15 protein-coding genes and 1 tRNA gene are annotated in these 16,441 nt (G+C 62.3%); 8 read left to right on the top strand and 8 right to left on the bottom strand.

From position 1 onward, the window contains the following. Positions 1 to 83 precede the first annotated feature (83 nt). Both fmt and truA read left to right on the top strand, forming a co-directional pair. Complete coding sequence (gene fmt, locus GGQ66_RS00535; RefSeq protein ID WP_183788328.1) at positions 84 to 1,022, top strand: methionyl-tRNA formyltransferase; 939 nt, start codon at positions 84 to 86, stop codon at positions 1,020 to 1,022. After that, complete coding sequence (truA, locus tag GGQ66_RS00530; protein ID WP_183788326.1) at positions 1,022 to 1,771, top strand: tRNA pseudouridine(38-40) synthase TruA; 750 nt, start codon at positions 1,022 to 1,024, stop codon at positions 1,769 to 1,771. Before fmt ends, truA begins: the two co-directional genes overlap by 1 nt. A 9-nt stretch (positions 1,772 to 1,780) precedes the next feature. On the opposite strand, the gene GGQ66_RS00525 is transcribed toward truA, so the two are convergent. From GGQ66_RS00525 to dapD, 3 genes are read right to left on the bottom strand one after another with little or no spacing between them, the layout of a single operon-like run. After that, positions 1,781 to 2,377, bottom strand: a complete 597-nt coding sequence (locus GGQ66_RS00525) for a hypothetical protein (RefSeq protein ID WP_183788324.1) — start codon at positions 2,375 to 2,377, stop codon at positions 1,781 to 1,783. Then, positions 2,364 to 3,557 carry a succinyl-diaminopimelate desuccinylase gene (gene dapE, locus GGQ66_RS00520; protein ID WP_183788322.1) on the bottom strand — a complete coding sequence of 398 codons (1,194 nt, stop codon included), beginning with the start codon at positions 3,555 to 3,557 and terminating at the stop codon, positions 2,364 to 2,366. The genes GGQ66_RS00525 and dapE overlap by 14 nt, the downstream gene beginning before the upstream one ends. 55 nt (positions 3,558 to 3,612) lie before the next feature. Further along, positions 3,613 to 4,464 carry a 2,3,4,5-tetrahydropyridine-2,6-dicarboxylate N-succinyltransferase gene (gene dapD / locus GGQ66_RS00515; RefSeq protein WP_183788320.1) on the bottom strand — a complete coding sequence of 284 codons (852 nt, stop codon included), beginning with the start codon at positions 4,462 to 4,464 and terminating at the stop codon, positions 3,613 to 3,615. 135 nt (positions 4,465 to 4,599) lie between these two features. On the opposite strand from dapD, the gene GGQ66_RS00510 reads away from it, so the two are divergent. Then, the gene (locus tag GGQ66_RS00510) at positions 4,600 to 5,466 is read left to right on the top strand and encodes an LOG family protein (RefSeq protein WP_183788318.1); all 867 of its coding nucleotides are present in this window, start codon (positions 4,600 to 4,602) and stop codon (positions 5,464 to 5,466) included. A gap of 250 nt (positions 5,467 to 5,716) precedes the next feature. Here GGQ66_RS00510 and GGQ66_RS00505 read toward each other — a convergent pair whose 3' ends face one another. Next, the gene (locus GGQ66_RS00505; protein ID WP_183788316.1) at positions 5,717 to 6,391 is read right to left on the bottom strand and encodes a calcium-binding protein; all 675 of its coding nucleotides are present in this window, start codon (positions 6,389 to 6,391) and stop codon (positions 5,717 to 5,719) included. Positions 6,392 to 6,494: 103 nt separating this feature from the next. Continuing rightward, positions 6,495 to 7,208 (bottom strand): pyrimidine 5'-nucleotidase, encoded by a 714-nt coding sequence (locus GGQ66_RS00500; RefSeq protein ID WP_183788314.1) that lies wholly within the window; start codon positions 7,206 to 7,208, stop codon positions 6,495 to 6,497. 94 nt (positions 7,209 to 7,302) lie between these two features. On the opposite strand from GGQ66_RS00500, the gene GGQ66_RS00495 reads away from it, so the two are divergent. Further along, positions 7,303 to 8,205, top strand: a complete 903-nt coding sequence (locus GGQ66_RS00495; protein WP_183788869.1) for an EamA family transporter — start codon at positions 7,303 to 7,305, stop codon at positions 8,203 to 8,205. 120 nt (positions 8,206 to 8,325) lie between these two features. Further along, on the top strand, positions 8,326 to 9,705 hold the full coding sequence (tpa, locus tag GGQ66_RS00490) for a hypotaurine--pyruvate aminotransferase Tpa (protein ID WP_183788312.1): 1,380 nt from the start codon (positions 8,326 to 8,328) through the stop codon (positions 9,703 to 9,705). A gap of 160 nt (positions 9,706 to 9,865) precedes the next feature. On the opposite strand, the gene GGQ66_RS00485 is transcribed toward tpa, so the two are convergent. The 3 genes from GGQ66_RS00485 to GGQ66_RS00475 form a co-directional block, all read right to left on the bottom strand. Next, positions 9,866 to 9,942: transfer RNA gene (locus tag GGQ66_RS00485), tRNA-Arg, on the bottom strand. A gap of 141 nt (positions 9,943 to 10,083) precedes the next feature. Continuing rightward, positions 10,084 to 11,562: a sensor histidine kinase gene (locus tag GGQ66_RS00480; protein ID WP_237358748.1), complete on the bottom strand. Its 1,479-nt coding sequence runs from the start codon at positions 11,560 to 11,562 to the stop codon at positions 10,084 to 10,086. Positions 11,563 to 11,706: 144 nt separating this feature from the next. Beyond that, positions 11,707 to 13,707, bottom strand: coding sequence for a methyl-accepting chemotaxis protein (locus tag GGQ66_RS00475; RefSeq protein WP_183788307.1), 2,001 nt, complete (start codon positions 13,705 to 13,707; stop codon positions 11,707 to 11,709). A 293-nt stretch (positions 13,708 to 14,000) separates the two neighbouring features. Between GGQ66_RS00475 and rpmH the strand changes: the two genes are divergently transcribed. From rpmH to yidC, 3 genes are all read left to right on the top strand, one after another. Further along, entirely contained in the window at positions 14,001 to 14,141 is a 141-nt protein-coding gene (gene rpmH, locus GGQ66_RS00470) for a 50S ribosomal protein L34 (RefSeq protein ID WP_183788305.1), read from the top strand. 92 nt (positions 14,142 to 14,233) lie between these two features. Beyond that, the gene (gene rnpA / locus GGQ66_RS00465) at positions 14,234 to 14,623 is read left to right on the top strand and encodes a ribonuclease P protein component (protein ID WP_183788303.1); all 390 of its coding nucleotides are present in this window, start codon (positions 14,234 to 14,236) and stop codon (positions 14,621 to 14,623) included. Further along, positions 14,623 to 16,428 carry a membrane protein insertase YidC gene (gene yidC / locus GGQ66_RS00460; protein WP_183788301.1) on the top strand — a complete coding sequence of 602 codons (1,806 nt, stop codon included), beginning with the start codon at positions 14,623 to 14,625 and terminating at the stop codon, positions 16,426 to 16,428. Before rnpA ends, yidC begins: the two co-directional genes overlap by 1 nt. Positions 16,429 to 16,441 lie beyond the last annotated feature (13 nt).

The following is a 16,441-nucleotide window of genomic DNA, read 5'->3' as shown; positions in this document are numbered from 1 at the left end:
GTTTTGTGGCATGTCGTCATCGCAAAACCGCCGCACACTTTTGCGCGACAAGCTTTATGCGCTGAAATAGGGGAACCGCCGTCATGACGCTCCGTATCGTCTTCATGGGCACGCCGGATTTTTCCGTTCCGGTTCTCGAAGCGCTGGCCAGGGCCGGTCACGAGATTGTTGCCGTCTACACCCAGCCGCCGCGTCCGGGCGGACGACGCGGGCTTGAGGCCGTGCCGTCGCCGGTGCATCGCGCTGCCGAAGCGCTGGGCCTTCCGGTTTTCACCCCGCTCAATTTCAAGGCCGAGGATGATCGTGAACGCTTTCGCGCGTTGAACGCCGATGTCGCCGTCGTCGTCGCCTATGGCCTGCTTCTGCCCGAATCGATCCTGACCGGGACGCGGCTTGGCTGCTATAATGGCCACGCTTCGCTTCTGCCGCGCTGGCGCGGTGCCGCCCCCATTCAGCGCGCCATTATGGCCGGCGATGCAAAGACCGGCATGATGGTGATGAAGATGGACAAGGGGCTCGACACCGGCCCCGTTGCGCTGACGCGTGAGGTCGTTTTCGGACCCGACATGACGGCGGGCGAGTTGCACGATGCCCTGTGCGAAGTGGCCGCCGGTTCCATGGTCGAGGCCATGGCAAAGCTTGAGGCCGGCGATTTACCGCTCACGCCCCAGCCGGAAGAGGGCATTCTCTACGCTGCCAAAATCTCCAAGGAAGAAACGCGCATCGATTTCTCCAGGCCAGCCGTTGAGGTTCACAACCATATTCGCGGTCTGGCCCCGTTCCCCGGCGCATGGTTCGAACTGGAGATCAATGGCAAGGTCGAGCGGGTCAAGGTGCTGGCCTCGACGCTTGGCGCCGGTGAAGGCGCGGTGGGCGAGGTTCTGGCCGAAGCACCGCTGACGATTGCCTGCGGGGCAGGGGCCGTCCGTTTAGTGAGGCTGCAAAAGGCTGGCGGCAAGCCGCTGTCGGCGGAGGACTTCCTGCGTGGCACGCCGGTTCCCGCTGGCACGAGGCTTTCCTGATGCCGCGTTATCGCATGGTCGTCGAATATGACGGAACGGCCTATGTCGGCTGGCAGCGGCAGGAAAACGGTCATTCCGTACAGTCGGCGCTGGAAGGCGGCATTCTTTCCCTGACAGGCGAGACGGTGACAATCCGCGGCGCGGGGCGAACCGATTCCGGCGTCCATGCGCTCGGTCAGGTCATCCATGCCGATCTTTCCCGCGAGTGGAAGGAATACAAGCTGCGCAATGCGCTGAACGCTCACCTGGCCCTTGCGAACGAACAGGTCTCGGTGCTTGATGTGAAGGCGGTCGGGCCGGAGTTCGATGCCCGCTTTTCGGCGCTGCGCCGGCATTATCTCTATCGCATCATCAACCGCCCAGCGCGCCTTGCCATCGAGGCGAACCGGGCGTGGTGGGTGCCGAAGCACCTCGATCACGAAGCCATGCACGCCGCCGCCCAGCGATTGATCGGCAAGCATGATTTCTCCACCTTCCGCTCGGCCCATTGCCAGGCCAACAGCCCGGTCCGCACACTCGACCGGCTGGATGTGACCCGCGATGGTGATCGCATCGAGATCCGCGCCACGGCGCAGAGCTTTCTGCACAACCAGATCCGCTCCTTTGCCGGCACGCTGAAGCTGGCAGGCGAGGGCAAGATGACGCCCGATGATGTTCAGGCCGCCCTTGAGGCCCGTGACCGCAAATATTGCGGCCCGGTCGCTCCGCCTGAAGGGCTTTATTTCATGCAGGTTGATTACGACGGCTGACTGGCGGCGTTATAGCGGGTAGATGCCCAGAAACCGTTGCAGCCAGTCGGCCAGCAGAAGCGAAGGCACGAGCAGCAGCATCGTCAGCGTTCCCGCCATCAGATTTTGCTTTTCGCAGATGATGTAGAGAATGCGAAACAGCATGGTGACGAGCATCAGCACCAGAACGAGTTGCAGCAGCGACACCAGCCCCACTGCGCCGGGCACGAACACCAGCAAGATGAGCAGGGCGGTGTAGGCGTAGGAAAAGGGAACCGCGAGCCAGTTGTTGATCGTGACCACGGCCGGAAGAAAGCGGCTGGCACCGAGCGCAAAGAGCATCAGTCCGACGATCACCAGCGGGAAGATCCAGCTTGCGGCTTCGACCAGCCCGAGGCGGAAATAGAAGATCCAGCCGAGCCGGAACCCGTCCGGCATGCCATCCATGAACAGCATTCGCCGCCACAACCAGGAAATGATCATGGCCGGCAGGCACCAGACGATCGCCCAGAAGGAGCGCATCATGCCCCGATCCGTCAGGTCGAGGAACCGGAAACCCTGAGGGTCGTGCCGGGCAAGCAGCACCAGTCCCCGCAGATAGAAGCGAACCTCGTCAATCCCCGGCATGCTCGAACCAGCTTTCGATGAAGCTCTGGTAGATTTCAGTCAGCTTCTCCAGATCGGCGACAGCGACGCGCTCGTCGATCTTGTGCATGGTCTGGCCAACGAGGCCGAACTCCACCACCGGGCAATAATTCTTGATGAAGCGTGCATCCGAGGTCCCGCCGGTGGTCGAAAGCACCGGTTGCTTGCCGGTCACGGCATTGATTGCCGCCGAAAGCGAGGAAATCAGCGCGTCGTTGCGGGTCAGGAACACCTGTCCCACCCGCTCGGGCCAGGTGATCGTGTAGTTCACCGGCGCGCGGCCCGAACGCAGGGGCCCGGTGGCTGCGGCGCCGTCGAGGCGGCGCATGATCTCGGCCTTGAGGCTGGCCTCGTTCCACACATCGCTGAAACGGATGTTGAAGGCGGCGCTGGCACGGGCCGGAATGACGTTGACGGCCTTGTTGCCTGTGTCGATTGAGGTCACTTCGAGGTTCGACGGCGGGAAATGGTCCGTGCCGTGGTCGAACGGCGGATCGAGCAACGCATGGGTCAGTTGCAGCAGGCCGCGCAGCGGATTGTCCGCGAGATGCGGGTAGGCGACATGACCCTGCACGCCCTCGACCGTGATGTAGCCCGACAGCGAACCGCGCCGGCCGATCTTGATCATGTCGCCAAGCGCATCGGGGTTGGTTGGTTCGCCGACGAGGCAGGCATCCCACCGCTCACCGCGCTCCTCGGCCCATTTCAAGAGCTTTTCGGTGCCGTTGATCGACGGGCCTTCCTCGTCGCCGGTGATGAGAAACGAAAGCGATCCCTTCGGTGCGCCCTGCTTTTCGATGACGCGGGCAACCGCCGCCACGAAGCAGGCAATGCCGCCCTTCATATCGACAGCGCCCCGCCCGAAAAGCTCGGTGCCGTCGATGACGGCGGAGAAGGGCGGGTGCGTCCAGGCGGTTTCGTCGCCCGGCGGCACGACATCGGTGTGACCGGCAAACATCAGGTGCGGACCGTCCGAGCCCAGCCGGGCATAGAGATTTTCCACATCCGGCGTGCCGTCCTCGCGGGCCACCATGCGCTCCACCGCAAAGCCGAGCGGTGCGAGCATGGCCTCGAGCGCGGCCAGCGCGCCGCCTTCGGCGGGTGTCACGGACGGGCAGCGAATGAGGGTCTGGAGATTGGCTACGGGATCGGTCGTGGTCATGGTTTCAGGTCCGGAAAGAAAACCGGCCGGAACGATCCGGCCGGTGAGAGGGGTATCAGGCGCGCAGCAACTCGTTGATGCCGGTGGTGGAGCGGGTCTTGGCATCCACACGCTTGACGATCACGGCGCAATAGAGGCTCGGGCCCGGCTCGCCGTTCGGGAAGGGCTTGCCCGGCAGGCTGCCCGGCACGACCACGGAATAGGCCGGCACTTCGCCATAGAAGATCTCGCCTGTGGCGCGATCGACGATCTTGGTGGACTTGCCGATATAGACGCCCATGCTGAGCACGGAACCTTCGCGGATGATGCAGCCTTCGACCACTTCCGAGCGCGCGCCGATGAAGCAATTGTCTTCGATGATGGTCGGGCCGGCCTGCATCGGCTCCAGCACGCCGCCAATGCCGACGCCGCCGGAGAGGTGGACGTTTTTGCCGATCTGGGCGCAGGAGCCGACGGTGGCCCAGGTATCGACCATCGTGCCTTCATCGACATAGGCGCCGAGATTGACGAAGGAGGGCATCAGCACGACGTTCTTGGCGATGTAGGCCGAGCGACGGGCAACGGCGTTCGGCACAGCGCGGAAACCGGCCGCGCGGAACTCGTCCTCGCCCCAGCCTTCGAACTTCGACGGCACCTTGTCCCACCAGGTGGAGGCACCGGGACCGCCCTTGACCACTTCCATGTCGTTCAGGCGGAAGGAAAGCAGCACGGCCTTCTTCAGCCACTGGTGAACCGTCCAGACGCCGTCTTCACCGCGCGAGGCGACGCGCGCCTTGCCGCTGTCGAGCAGTTCGAGCGAGGCTTCGACGGCATCGCGGATCTCACCCTTGGTGCCCGTGTTCACCGCGTCGCGATTGTCGAATGCGGTTTCGATGATCTTTTCGAGGGAGGCGAGATCCGTGGTCATGGCTTTCCTTAAATATTTTCTGGCTATCGTCAGGGTGGCTGGCGCAAAGATGCGATTGGTCTAAGGGAGAGCCGGGCGGGCGTCAATGCGCTTGTCCGCCCCGGATGGCCGGGCCGAACGGAAAGCGAGGATGGCATGGCGAAGAGTGAAAAGGCGGGCGGGCACAAGGTATCCCGCCGCTGGGACCCGTTGAAGAACAGCGCAAGCGACAAGCGCCGCGCCGAGGGCGTTCCGAAGACCCCGCAAACGCTTTCGCCCACCTATCGTCTTGCCTATACAGATACCGATTTTCTGTTGCGTCCCGAACTTCAGTCGGTTCGCCTTCAACTGGAATTGATGAAGGTGGACATGACGCTGGCCGAGTTGAACATCCGCTCGACCATCGTGATCTTCGGTGGTGCGCGCATTCCCGCCCCCGGCGCGGAAGCCTGGGCGGCACGCAACCCGGCCCAGCGCGCCAGCCTTGAGGGCGCGTCCCACTATTATGAAGAGGCGCGCAAGTTCGCGCGCATGTGCTCTGACTATGCCCGCAAATCCGATTTCGAGGAGTTCGTCGTCGTGACAGGCGGTGGCCCGGGCGTCATGGAAGCTGGCAACAAGGGGGCGGCGGAAGTCGGTGCGCCGACCATCGGCCTCAACATCGTGCTGCCGCACGAACAGTCCCCGAACCAGTTCGTGACGCCGGAACTGTCCTTCAACTTCCACTATTTCGCCATTCGCAAGATGCACTTCCTCAAGCGTGCCAAGGCGATCACCGTCTTCCCCGGCGGTTTCGGCACGCTGGATGAACTCTTCGAAGCGCTGACGATGATCCAGACCGGCCGCATGGAGCGCATTCCGCTCATCCTGTTCGGCGAGGCCTTCTGGCGCCGGATCGTCAATTTCGAGGCGTTGGCCGAGTTCGGCACCATCGCGCCCGAGGACATGGACCTTATCAGTTTTGCGGAAACCGCCGACGAGGGCTGGAGGGTCGTTTCGGATTTCTACAATATCGACGGTTGAGCCCGATCATATCCCGCCAACAAGAGCGCCCGCCCCACGGGATGGGGCAGGCGTGAGGCGGGACGCTCTTTTGCGTTTGTCAGGAAAAGTGGGGTACCGGCTTTTCGAACGACAAACGAAAGCGAGAAATGCTCAGTCGGTCAGCTTCCCTGGCGGGAAGCTGACCGACTGCAGGCACGCCTGAACAGGGGCGGCGTTCAGGCACGTCATGCCGGGAACATGGGGCTTTTCCCGGCAGATGGCACGACCGTCAGGGGAACGGACGGTCCGGCAGGTCGTCGATGGAGATAACACCATCCTTGTTGACGTCGAGGCGGGCGAAGATCTTGTCACCGAGCGCCTTGGCTTCATCGCGACTCACCTGACCGTTTTCGTCGGTATCGGCCTGGCGCAGCATGAAGGAGGCGCGCATCGGACGGGGCTCGTCGCCCTTGTCCTTGCCGAACCAGCCGCGGCCTTCACCCCGCTCGGCATGATGCTTCCAGCCGCGCGGTCCTTCGCCATCCCTCGGCGTCGGGCCGCGGCGATCGTCACCGGGGCCATTCTCGTTCATGGCCTGTTCCTTGTCGCCAGCCGGCGGAGGATTGTTCTTGCGGAACTCTTCCATACGGGCCTCGGCATAGGTGCGAAATTCGCCCGGCGTCACAGAACCGTTCTTGTCGGTGTCGATCGTGTCGAAAATCTTCAGGAAGCCGGCATCGGCTTCGGCCTTCGTCACCTTGCCGTCCTTGTCGGCATCGGCAAGCTTGAGCATACGCACGAATGCGACGTCGCCACGCATGCCACCATGCGGACCATGACCCATCGGGCCCATCATTCCCGGGCCGGGGCGCCCGTCGCGATCACCCCAGGGCGCGGCGTGAGCGATGCCGCCGACCAGCAGCAGGCTGCCCAGGGCGGCGATGGCGATCTTCTTGGCGTTCATATCTCTTCCTCTCGGTTGTTGATGAGAAGAAATTACGCCCGCCAAGGCCCAACCACCACTTAAAGGACGGTAAGGTAGATGAAACTTTGGTAAGTTTTGACGGTCAGAGGGCCCTGTTCAGCGCCGTCAGAAAGTGTTCCAGATCTTCCGTCAGATAGTCGATATGATCGTCTTCGGAGCCGGCATATTCCCAGCTTTCGAGAACCGTTTCGCCCAGATTGTTCGGAACGATCAGCACGGTCTTCATGCCGCGTTCCTTCGGCGCCTTCAGATTGCGCGGCAGATCCTCGAACATGGCGGCGCGGTTCGTATCGACGCGGTTCAGCGCCACGAACTTGTCATAGGTTTCGCCCGCCGGCTTCGGCACGTAATCCGCCGCCACGATGTCGAAGATGTCATCGAAATGCTCGAGAATGCCGAGCGCCCGCGCTGTCGCTTCGGCATGGGGCACGCTGCCATTGGTGAAGATGAATTTGCGGCCGGGAAGCGCCTTGATGGCTTCGCCCAGCTCCGGGTGCGGTATCAGTGGCGAGTAATCGATGGAGTGCGCCTTTTGAAGGAAGGCGTCGGGATCCACCTTGTGGTGGATCATCAGCCCCTTCAGCGTCGTGCCATGCTCCAGATAATACTGCTTCTGCAGCTTCTTGGCCTCGACGCCATCCACCTGCAGAAGCTCCGAAACAAACGCTGTCATGTTCCGGTCGATCTGCGCGAAGAGATTGACCCGATGCGGATAAAGCGTGTTGTCTAGGTCGAACACCCAGTCCCGGACATGGGAGAAATCGGCGGGGTTCGGGACATTGGTGAGCTGGGTCATGGGCGCTTTATGCACCGGCTGCCTGCAAAAGAAAAGGTACGAACGTTTGGCCCGATGAGCTTTCGATCCGGCGCTTGTCATGCTACCGCAGGCCATGGAACTCTGGATCCCCATCACCATCGCCGCCGCCTTCCTGCAGAACCTGCGTTCGGCCCTTCAAAAACGCCTGCGCTCCTCGCTCGGCACGCGCGGAGCAAGCTTCGTGCGCTTCGGCTTCGGCTTCCCGATTGCAATTCTCTACGTCTCGTTTCTGCATGGTGTGATCGGCTATGCCTTTCCCGCGCTGAGCGGACGCTTCGCGCTGTGGGCGGTCATTGGCGGCTTGGCCCAGATCTATGCCACCATATTGCTGGTCCACCTTTTTTCGCTGCGAAACTTTGCCGTCGGCACCGCCTATTCCAAGACGGAGCCCGTGCAGGCCGCTCTGTTCGGCTTCGTGCTTCTGGGCGAGAAGCTGACGACCGGCGCCGTTCTGGCCATCCTCGTCGGCGTCTTCGGCGTGATGCTGATCTCCATGGCGCGCTCGCCGCTCTCGCCGAAAAGCCTGCTGACCTCGCTCACAGGACGCACGGCGCTGATCGGTATCGCCTCGGGCGGCATCTTCGGCATTTCCGCTGTTGCCTATCGCAGCGCAGCTCTTGCACTCGACGGGCCGAACCCGATCATGCAGGCGGCGGTGACGCTTGTCTGCGTCACCGGCTTCCAGACCGTCTACATGCTCGTCTGGATGCTGGCGACCGACCGTAGCGAGATTGGTCGCGTTGTGCGCTCCTGGCGCTCGTCCTCGCTGGTGGGGCTTGCCGGTGTGCTGGGCTCGGCCTGCTGGTTCACGGCCATGGCGCTCCAGCCGGTGGCCTATGTCCGGGCGCTCGGGCAGGTGGAGCTGATCTTCACCTTCGCGGCCTCCTGGTTCCTGTTCAAGGAGCGCTTGAACCTGCGCGAACTGCTTGGTTGCCTGCTGATCGTCAGCGGTATTCTGGGCCTTCTTCTGGCCTGATGAAGCCGCCTTATTGGGCCACGGCGCACTTTCGACGGAGCCAGACGACTTTCTTGCCGTCAGATCGCGATATATCGTGCTAATTCAGGATCATCCTATGACCCTTTGAAGAGGCTCGCTATGAACACTGTCGTCAACCCCAACGATATCAGCGGCGTCGTGGAAGCCGACCGCAAGCATGTCTGGCACCATCTGAGCCAGCACAAGCAGTATGAAACGATCGATCCCCGTGTTTTCGTTGAAGGACGCGGAATGAAGCTCTGGGACGCCAAGGGCCAGGAGTTCCTGGATGCCGTTTCCGGCGGCGTGTGGACGGTCAATGTCGGTTATGGCCGCGAGACCATTGCAAACGCCATCCGCGACCAGCTCATCAAGCTGAACTACTGGGCCGGCGCCGGCGGCAACGTGCCTGCCGCCCTTTTCGCTGAAAAGCTTCTGACCAAGATGCCCGGCATGAGCCGCGTCTATTATTCCAACTCCGGTTCCGAGGCCAACGAGAAGGTCTACAAGATGGTGCGCCAGATCGCGCATCGTCACCATGGCGGCAAGAAGTGGAAGATCCTCTACCGTGACCGCGATTACCACGGCACGACGATCGGCACGCTCGCCACCTCCGGCCAGGATCAGCGCGCTGCCCAGTACGGACCCTATCCGGATGGTTTCGTGCGCGTGCCGCACTGCCTCGAATACCGCAAGCAGTGGGATGTCGAGAACTACGGCGAACGCGCCGCTGACGCCATCGAGGAAGTCATCCTGCGCGAGGGGGCTGACACCATCGGCGCCATCGTGCTGGAACCGGTCACGGCTGGCGGTGGTGTCATCGTGCCGCCGAAGGGCTATTGGGAGCGCGTGCAGGAAATCTGCAAGAAGTACGAAATCCTGCTCCATATCGATGAAGTCGTCTGCGGCGTTGGCCGTACCGGCAAGTGGTTCGGCTACCAGAACTATGGCATCGAGCCCGATTTCGTGACCATGGCCAAGGGCCTTGCCTCCGGCTATGCCGCCATCTCCTGCACTGTCACCACCGAGCGCGTCTTCGACCTGTTCAAGGACGCTCCGGACGACACGATGAGCTATTTCCGCGACATCTCCACCTTCGGCGGCTGCACGGCCGGCCCGGCGGCGGCGCTGGAAAACATGCGCATCATCGAGGATGAGGGCCTGCTCGAAAACACCGTGAAGATGGGCGAGCGCCTGATGGCCAATCTCGCCGCGCTCAAGGAAAAGCACGCAGTGATCGGCGACATTCGCGGTGCAGGCCTGTTCTGCGGCGCCGAACTCGTGGCCGACCGCGCCACCAAGGAGCCGGCAGACGAGAAGAAGGTTCAGGCCGTGGTCGGCGATTGCCTCGCGCAGGGCGTCATCATCGGCGCGACCAATCGTTCGCTGCCCGGTCTCAATAACACGCTGTGCCTCAGCCCGGCGTTGATCGCCACCGCCGCCGACATCGACGCGATCACCAACGCCATCGACAAGGCCCTGACCAAGGTTTTCGGCTGATCCATCGATAACAGTTGCCGGCGCCCACAAGGCGCCGGTCGCAAGGCCGCTCCGCAAGGGCGGCCTTTTTCATATGTGCAGGAGAGCCCGAAACGCAAAAACCGCGTCTGCCTGTGCAAAACGCGGATCGAACTGTTCTCGTTTTTGAAGAGAAAGCGAATGGCGCACCCGAAGAGATTCGAACTCCTGACCCCCAGATTCGTAGTCTGGTGCTCTATCCAGCTGAGCTACGGGTGCGTGCCGTTTCGGCGTTGCCAGCGGTGTTCCGTTGGCGTGGCGATCCTCTAAAACGTCGCCGGTTCGATTGCAAGCGAATTTCGACGCAGGCTGACATTTTTTCGAAACAAAAAATACAAGTGTTTGATTTTAAACGAAATATTAGATGCGCTTTTGGCGGTAGTCATCAAGCGATACCGGACGGTCGGGAATCTCGATGCGAAATTCCGTGCCGGGCGCGGATTTCTCCACCAGTGCGATCGTGCCGCCATGGGCCAGCACAAGCTCGCGGGCAATGGCGAGGCCAAGGCCGGTGCCGCCGGAGCGGACGCCGCCGCGAAACGCCCTGAACAGGTTCTCACGGGCCTTGTCGGGCATGCCGGGGCCGGTGTCATCGATGGAAATGGCGACGACCGTGCCGCGCCGTTCGGCCGAGACGGTGATCCGGCGCGGCAAACCGGGATCGGCTGTCAGAGAGGCGAGCGCCTGATGGGCATTGCGGCAGAGATTGTTGATGATGCGAAAGAGCTGTTCGCCATCTGCATCCACTTCCAGATCGGGTTCGATGGCAATTGCGAACTCGATGCCGCTGGCCGGGTCTATGCCGAGAATGTCGCGCACTTCGCGGGCAATTTCCGCCAGGCACAGGCGTCGCCGCTTCGGTTCGGCCTCCGTGGTCTGCCCGTAGGAAAGGACTTCGTTCGTATAGCCCACGGCGCGGTCTATGGTGCGCAGAAGCTTCGGCGCGAAGTTGCGCACCATGGGATCGTCCACATCCACCAGGCGGTCCGACATGAGCTGGGCCGAGGCAAGAATGTTGCGCATGTCGTGATTGATCTTGGAAACGGCAAGGCCGAGATCGGCAAGGTTCTTCTGCTGTTTCAGCGTGTGCTGCAGTTCGGTCTGCATGCTGGCGAGATGCTGGCCGGCAATGGTCAGTTCGTCGCCACCTGCCTCTGGCACCATGATGCGGGCAGGATCGCTCGGATCGGCGGAGAAATCGCGCATGTTGTTGGTCAGCCGGCGTACCGGGAGAATCATCATGCGGTTGATCGCGACATAGATGAGGCCGGCGGTAATCAGCGAAATGATCAGCGAGATCGCGAACACGTTGCGGGCATAGGTCAGCATGGCGCGGCGCAACGGTTCGTCGGGCATGATCAGTTCGATCGTCATGTCGCTGTCGCCAACGTGGCCGTAGACGCGCATCAGCCGCCCGCCGCCGAATAGCAGGGTATCGAGCGCATCGCTGACGGTGGCGATCACCCGCGTGTGGCCGACGTCGTAATGGCCGTCGACCTCACTCGGCATGTCCTCGGCCTTGGCGAGAAGGCGCGACGTCCCATCCTTGCGCAGCACGATGGCGCGGGCGCCGGTGGCCATCAGCGTGTCGGCCTGCACGGAAGGGGGGAGTTCGGCCTGCAACCCGTCGATGACGACACCGGCGGCGGCGGCAATGGCAAGCTGGTCCTGAAGCCAGCGCAGCCGCATGGAGGCGACGGACGGCACGAAGATCAGCACTTCGGCCAGCATGATGAAGGCGATGGTCAGCGCCAGAAGCCGGCCCGAAAGACCGCGAAAAAAGCCGGGCAGGCGTTCAGCCGCGCCCTGCCCTTCTTCCGCTGCCGTTCTGTCTTTCATCGCGCGAATGTGCCTTTCTGGCATTGCGCCGCCGAAGGGGATTCCCTGCGGCGGCGAATGATCATGCCTATACTAAAGCGCTTCGTGGCGATTTCCAGTCCCGAAACCGGGCGAGGATGCCGCATCCGCATGAAAAGCGGTTATTCAGAATTCCTGCCAGTCGCCGCCGGCCTTTGCAGGGCGTCCACCGCCGAAGGCCTGCGCCGCCTTGGCCATCATCTGGCGCGCGGGGGAGGCAACGGGAGTCGACCGCGTGTGGTTCACGGCGGCGGGCCTTGCAAAGCTGCGCTCGCCGATGCGGAAGCGGTCGACAAGCGTCAGCAGTTGTGCGGCATCGGCAGAAAGACGGTGTGTCGCGGCGGAAGTTTCCTCCACCATCGCGGCATTCTGCTGGGTCACCTGGTCCATCTGATTGATGGCGGCATTGATCTCCTTCAGGCCTGAGGCCTGCTCGCCGGCTGCCGTGGCAATGGACTGGATGCGGTCATTGATCTTCTGGACATGGTTCTCGATCTCCGACAACGCCTCTCCGGTGCGCTGGACGAGTGTCACGCCGCTCTTCACCGCTTCGCCGGAACGCGAAATCAGCGCCTTGATATCCTTCGCGGCGGTGGCGGAGCGCTGCGCCAGTTCGCGCACTTCCTGTGCGACGACGGCAAAGCCCTTGCCGGCCTCTCCCGCGCGGGCTGCCTCGACGCCGGCGTTCAGCGCCAGAAGGTTGGTCTGGAAGGCAATCTCGTCAATGACATTGATAATCTGGGTAATGCCGTCAGAGGCGGCTTCGATGCGCTCCATGGCGGAAACCGCATCACGCACGATGTGGCCGGATTCGGCGGCGCTGCGATTGGCGGCGGCCACCATTTCGCTGGCCTCGCGGGCCCGATCGGTGGAGGTCGTTACGACGACGGTGATTTCGTCGAGTGCAGCGGAAGTTTCCTCCAGAGCGGCGGCCTGCTGTTCCGTGCGCTTGGAAAGATCGTCTGCGGCGTGGCGCAACTCGCTCGCATTCGCCTCGATTCCACCGGTGCCGGCCCGCACGTCCGCAAGCGCGGAACGCAGTTCGGCAACGGCGCTGTTGAAGTTGGTCTGCAACTCCGCAAACGCGCCGCGAAGGTCGCCACGCATGCCTTCGGTCAGGTCACCCTTGGCAAGGAAAGCGACGGCTTCGCTGGTCTGCTTAAGGCCGTCCTCGACGCCGGCCAGCAGGCCGTTGACGTTGGCGGCGAAGCGGTCGAGGTTTTCGTCGCCATAGACCTTGTCGATGCGGCGGGAGAAATCGCCGTTGGCAGCGGCGGCAACGACGGTGGAAAGACCGGCCTGAAGATCGTCGCTGCGGGCGCGCATTGCCTTTTCCTCGTGGCCGTGGCGCTCGATCTCGAGGCCATTGTCGCGGAACACGGCGACGGCCGCGGCCATGGCGCCGATTTCATCGCGGCGACCGGCATGGGGAATGGCGGCATTGTGGTGGCCGTCGGCGACGGCGCGCATGGCCGCAGTGATGTCGCGGATCGGGCGGCTGATCTGGCTGTTGGCGACATAGAAGCCCGCGGCAGTGCCCGTGAGGATACCGAGCGCGGTCAGGCCCAGAACCGCCTGTACGATCATCGCGGAGAAACTGGCAAGGCTTGCGGTCACCGCAGCGAGTTCGGCCTTGTCGGCCTCGACAATCGCGTCGATTGCGGCCTGGAAAGCCTTGCGGTTGGCGCGGTTCGCCTCGTTGTTACCCTGTGTATTGGCGGCCTGCGGGCCTTCCGTCGCGGCCAGGCGAACGGTTTCGGAGCGGAATGTGTCGAACGCCTTTGCCTGGGCGGTCATCTTGTCGAAGGCGGCGCGTTGGGGTTCGGGCACGACCGTGGCCCAGTTCGCAAGCAGGGCCTGCATGTCTTCGAGGTTCTTGAGGAGGCCGTCGCCGAACTTCTTGGCGTCCTCGGTGGTCTTGGAGGCATAGATACCGCGCGCTTCCATGACCACAGCCGTCACCAGGCGGTTCAGCCGCTCACCCTGATAGGCGCGTGAAGCCGCTGCCTCGTAGGCCTGCGATTTGTTGCGATACTCGGAAAGAGCATAGAGCGACAGCCCGCTGACAAGCGCGGCCATGAGGCTCGCGAAAGCCACGAGCAGATTGATTTTACGGCCGATATTCACTGGCATCCTCCACCACGGTCAGCTTGCCGCGATCACCATCCTCCAAAGTGGTCGCGAAGCCGAAATAAGGTCGGAGCTTATGAGGTGAAGCTTAAGGAAGTGTTCGACTGAAGTCTAAACGGCTTGCGCTACAAGCTTTCTGGCGGCGCCGAATTGACTTTTCCGCCCGCTTGCCCTTATAAGCCGCCGACGTCCGGATGCTTGCCATTTTCTTATGGGAGAAGGCCACAGCGCCGTTCGGCAATCAAAACGCGCAAATCAAGAAGGGCCGCACTCCGCGGTATTTAAATAACATGGCTACCAAGCGTACCTATCAGCCCTCCAAGCTTGTTCGCAAGCGCCGTCACGGTTTCCGTGCACGCATGGCCACCAAAGGCGGCCGCGCCGTTCTGAACGCTCGCCGCGGTCGCGGCCGCAAGCGTCTTTCGGCGTAATGCATCGCGCACCCCGAGCCTTTTCGAATGTTCGGGGATGACCGCGTCGGTTCGGGTTCCGGCCCGTGCGGCGCTTTCCGTGAGGACGCCGTATGACGGACTCCAGACTTTCTGAAAAGAAGCCCGGGCGGCTGAAGAGCCGGCCGGAATTCCTCGCCGTCAGAGAGGGCGAGAAACGCCGGGGACCCTTGTTTCTCCTCGAGGTGCTCGATCGGCGGCTTCCGGATATGCTCCCGCGCGCCGGCTTCACCGTAACGAAGAAGCAGGGCAATGCAGTCGAGCGGAACCGGATGAAACGGCGTCTGAAAGAAGCCGTTCGGCTTCATGCCGCAATTGCAATGCAGCCCGGACATGATTATGTGATCGTCGCCCGTCGGGAGGCGCTGGCGGCGCCGTTCGACCAATTGGCAACCGAACTTGTCGCGCGCGTGAATGGCCGGTCCGGCCAGAAACGCAAGGGCCACGGCCCCAGGAAAGAGTGATGGAAAAGAACCGTAATTATCTGGTGGCGATTGCCCTGTCCGTGGTCATCGTGCTGGCCTGGCAGTTTCTTTACATGAACCCGCGTCTGGAGGCCCGCCGCGCCCAGGAAGCGGAACTGGCCGCCAAGACGCAGGCTCAGACGACGACCACCGCGCCCGCCGCTTCGACGCCCGCGACGCCGGGTGCCACCTCCATTCCCTCGTCGCCGACGCCCCTGTTGCCGATGAGCCGCGACGAAGCGGTCGCCCGCACGGCGCGCGTCGAGATCGATACGCCCTCCATCACCGGCTCCGTCAACCTGACGGGTGCGCGTCTCGACGACATCCGCCTCAAGGATTATCGCGAGACCGTCGACAAGACGAGCCCGATCATCACGCTGTTTTCGCCGTCCGACACCCATGACGGTTATTTTGCCGAACTGGGTTTCGTGAAGAGCGACAATTCCGGCACGGTTCCCGGCCCGTCGACCGTGTGGGAAGTGGCCGAAGGCTCGAAGCTGACGCCGGCGACCCCGGTGACGCTGCGTTTCGTAAACGAAAAGGGCGTTACCTTCACCCGCAAGCTCGAGGTGGATGATCACTATCTCTTCACCGTGACCGACCGCATCGAGAATGCCGGCACGGAAGCCGTGACGCTGTCCTCCTACGGTCGCATCACCCGCTACAACAAGCCGACGACACCCTCCATCTACGTTCTGCATGAAGGTTTCCTCGGCGTGATTGGCGCTGATGGCTCCTTCGTGGAAGAAAAGTACAAGGACATCGAGGAAACGCCTTTCGTCAATCCGAAGGCAACCGGTGGCTGGGTCGGCATCACCGACAAGTACTGGGCATCCGCGCTCGTGCCGCCGCAGAAGACGGCTTATGATTCCCGGTTCTCGCATTTCACCGACGGTCAGTCCCGCTACCAGGCCGATTATCGCGGTGACGAGGTTTCGGTGGCACCCGGCCAGCCCGTCGAGCTTCAGTCCCGCGTCTTTGCCGGCGCCAAGGAAGTGCCGATCGTCGATTCCTACCGGAGCCAGTATGAAATCCCGCGCTTCGATCTGATGATCGACTGGGGCTGGTTCTACTTCATCACCAAGCCGATGTTCAAAATGATGGATTTCTTCTATCGCTACATCGGCAATTTCGGCCTCGCCATCCTGCTCACCACGGTCGTTGTGAAGCTCCTCTTCTTCCCGCTTGCCAGCAAGCAGTACGCGTCCATGGCGAACATGAAGCGCGTGCAGCCGAAGCTCGAAGAACTGAAGGCCAAGTTCGGCGACGACCGCATGGGTCTCCAGCAGGCGATGATGGAGGTCTACAAGACCGAAAAGATCAATCCGCTGGCCGGTTGCTGGCCGCTGGCTCTGCAGATCCCGGTGTTCTTCGCGCTTTACAAGGTGATCTATGTCACCATCGAAATGCGCCACGCACCGTTCTTCGGCTGGATTCAGGACCTTTCCGCGCCCGATCCGACGAGCTTCATCAACCTGTTCGGTCTGCTGCCCTTCGCTGCACCGACCTTCCTGCATCTTGGCGTCTGGCCGATCATCATGGGCATCACCATGTTCGTGCAGATGCGCATGAACCCGACGCCGCCCGACCCGACGCAGGCGATGATCTTCAACTGGATGCCGCTGGTCTTCACCTTCATGCTGGCCAGCTTCCCGGCCGGTCTGGTGATCTACTGGGCCTGGAACAACACGCTCTCGGTGACCCAGCAGGCGCTGATCATGAAGAAGCATGGCGCCAAGATCGAGCTGTTCGACAATATCAAGGGCCTGTTCCGACGAAAGGGATCGGCCGCTTCGAAAAAGTGACCTTCGAACCCCG

It is taken from the genome of Allorhizobium borbori (genome assembly GCF_014196535.1).
Lineage (GTDB): Bacteria > Pseudomonadota > Alphaproteobacteria > Rhizobiales > Rhizobiaceae > Ectorhizobium > Ectorhizobium borbori.
This window is presented reverse-complemented; position numbering and strand designations above follow the sequence as displayed.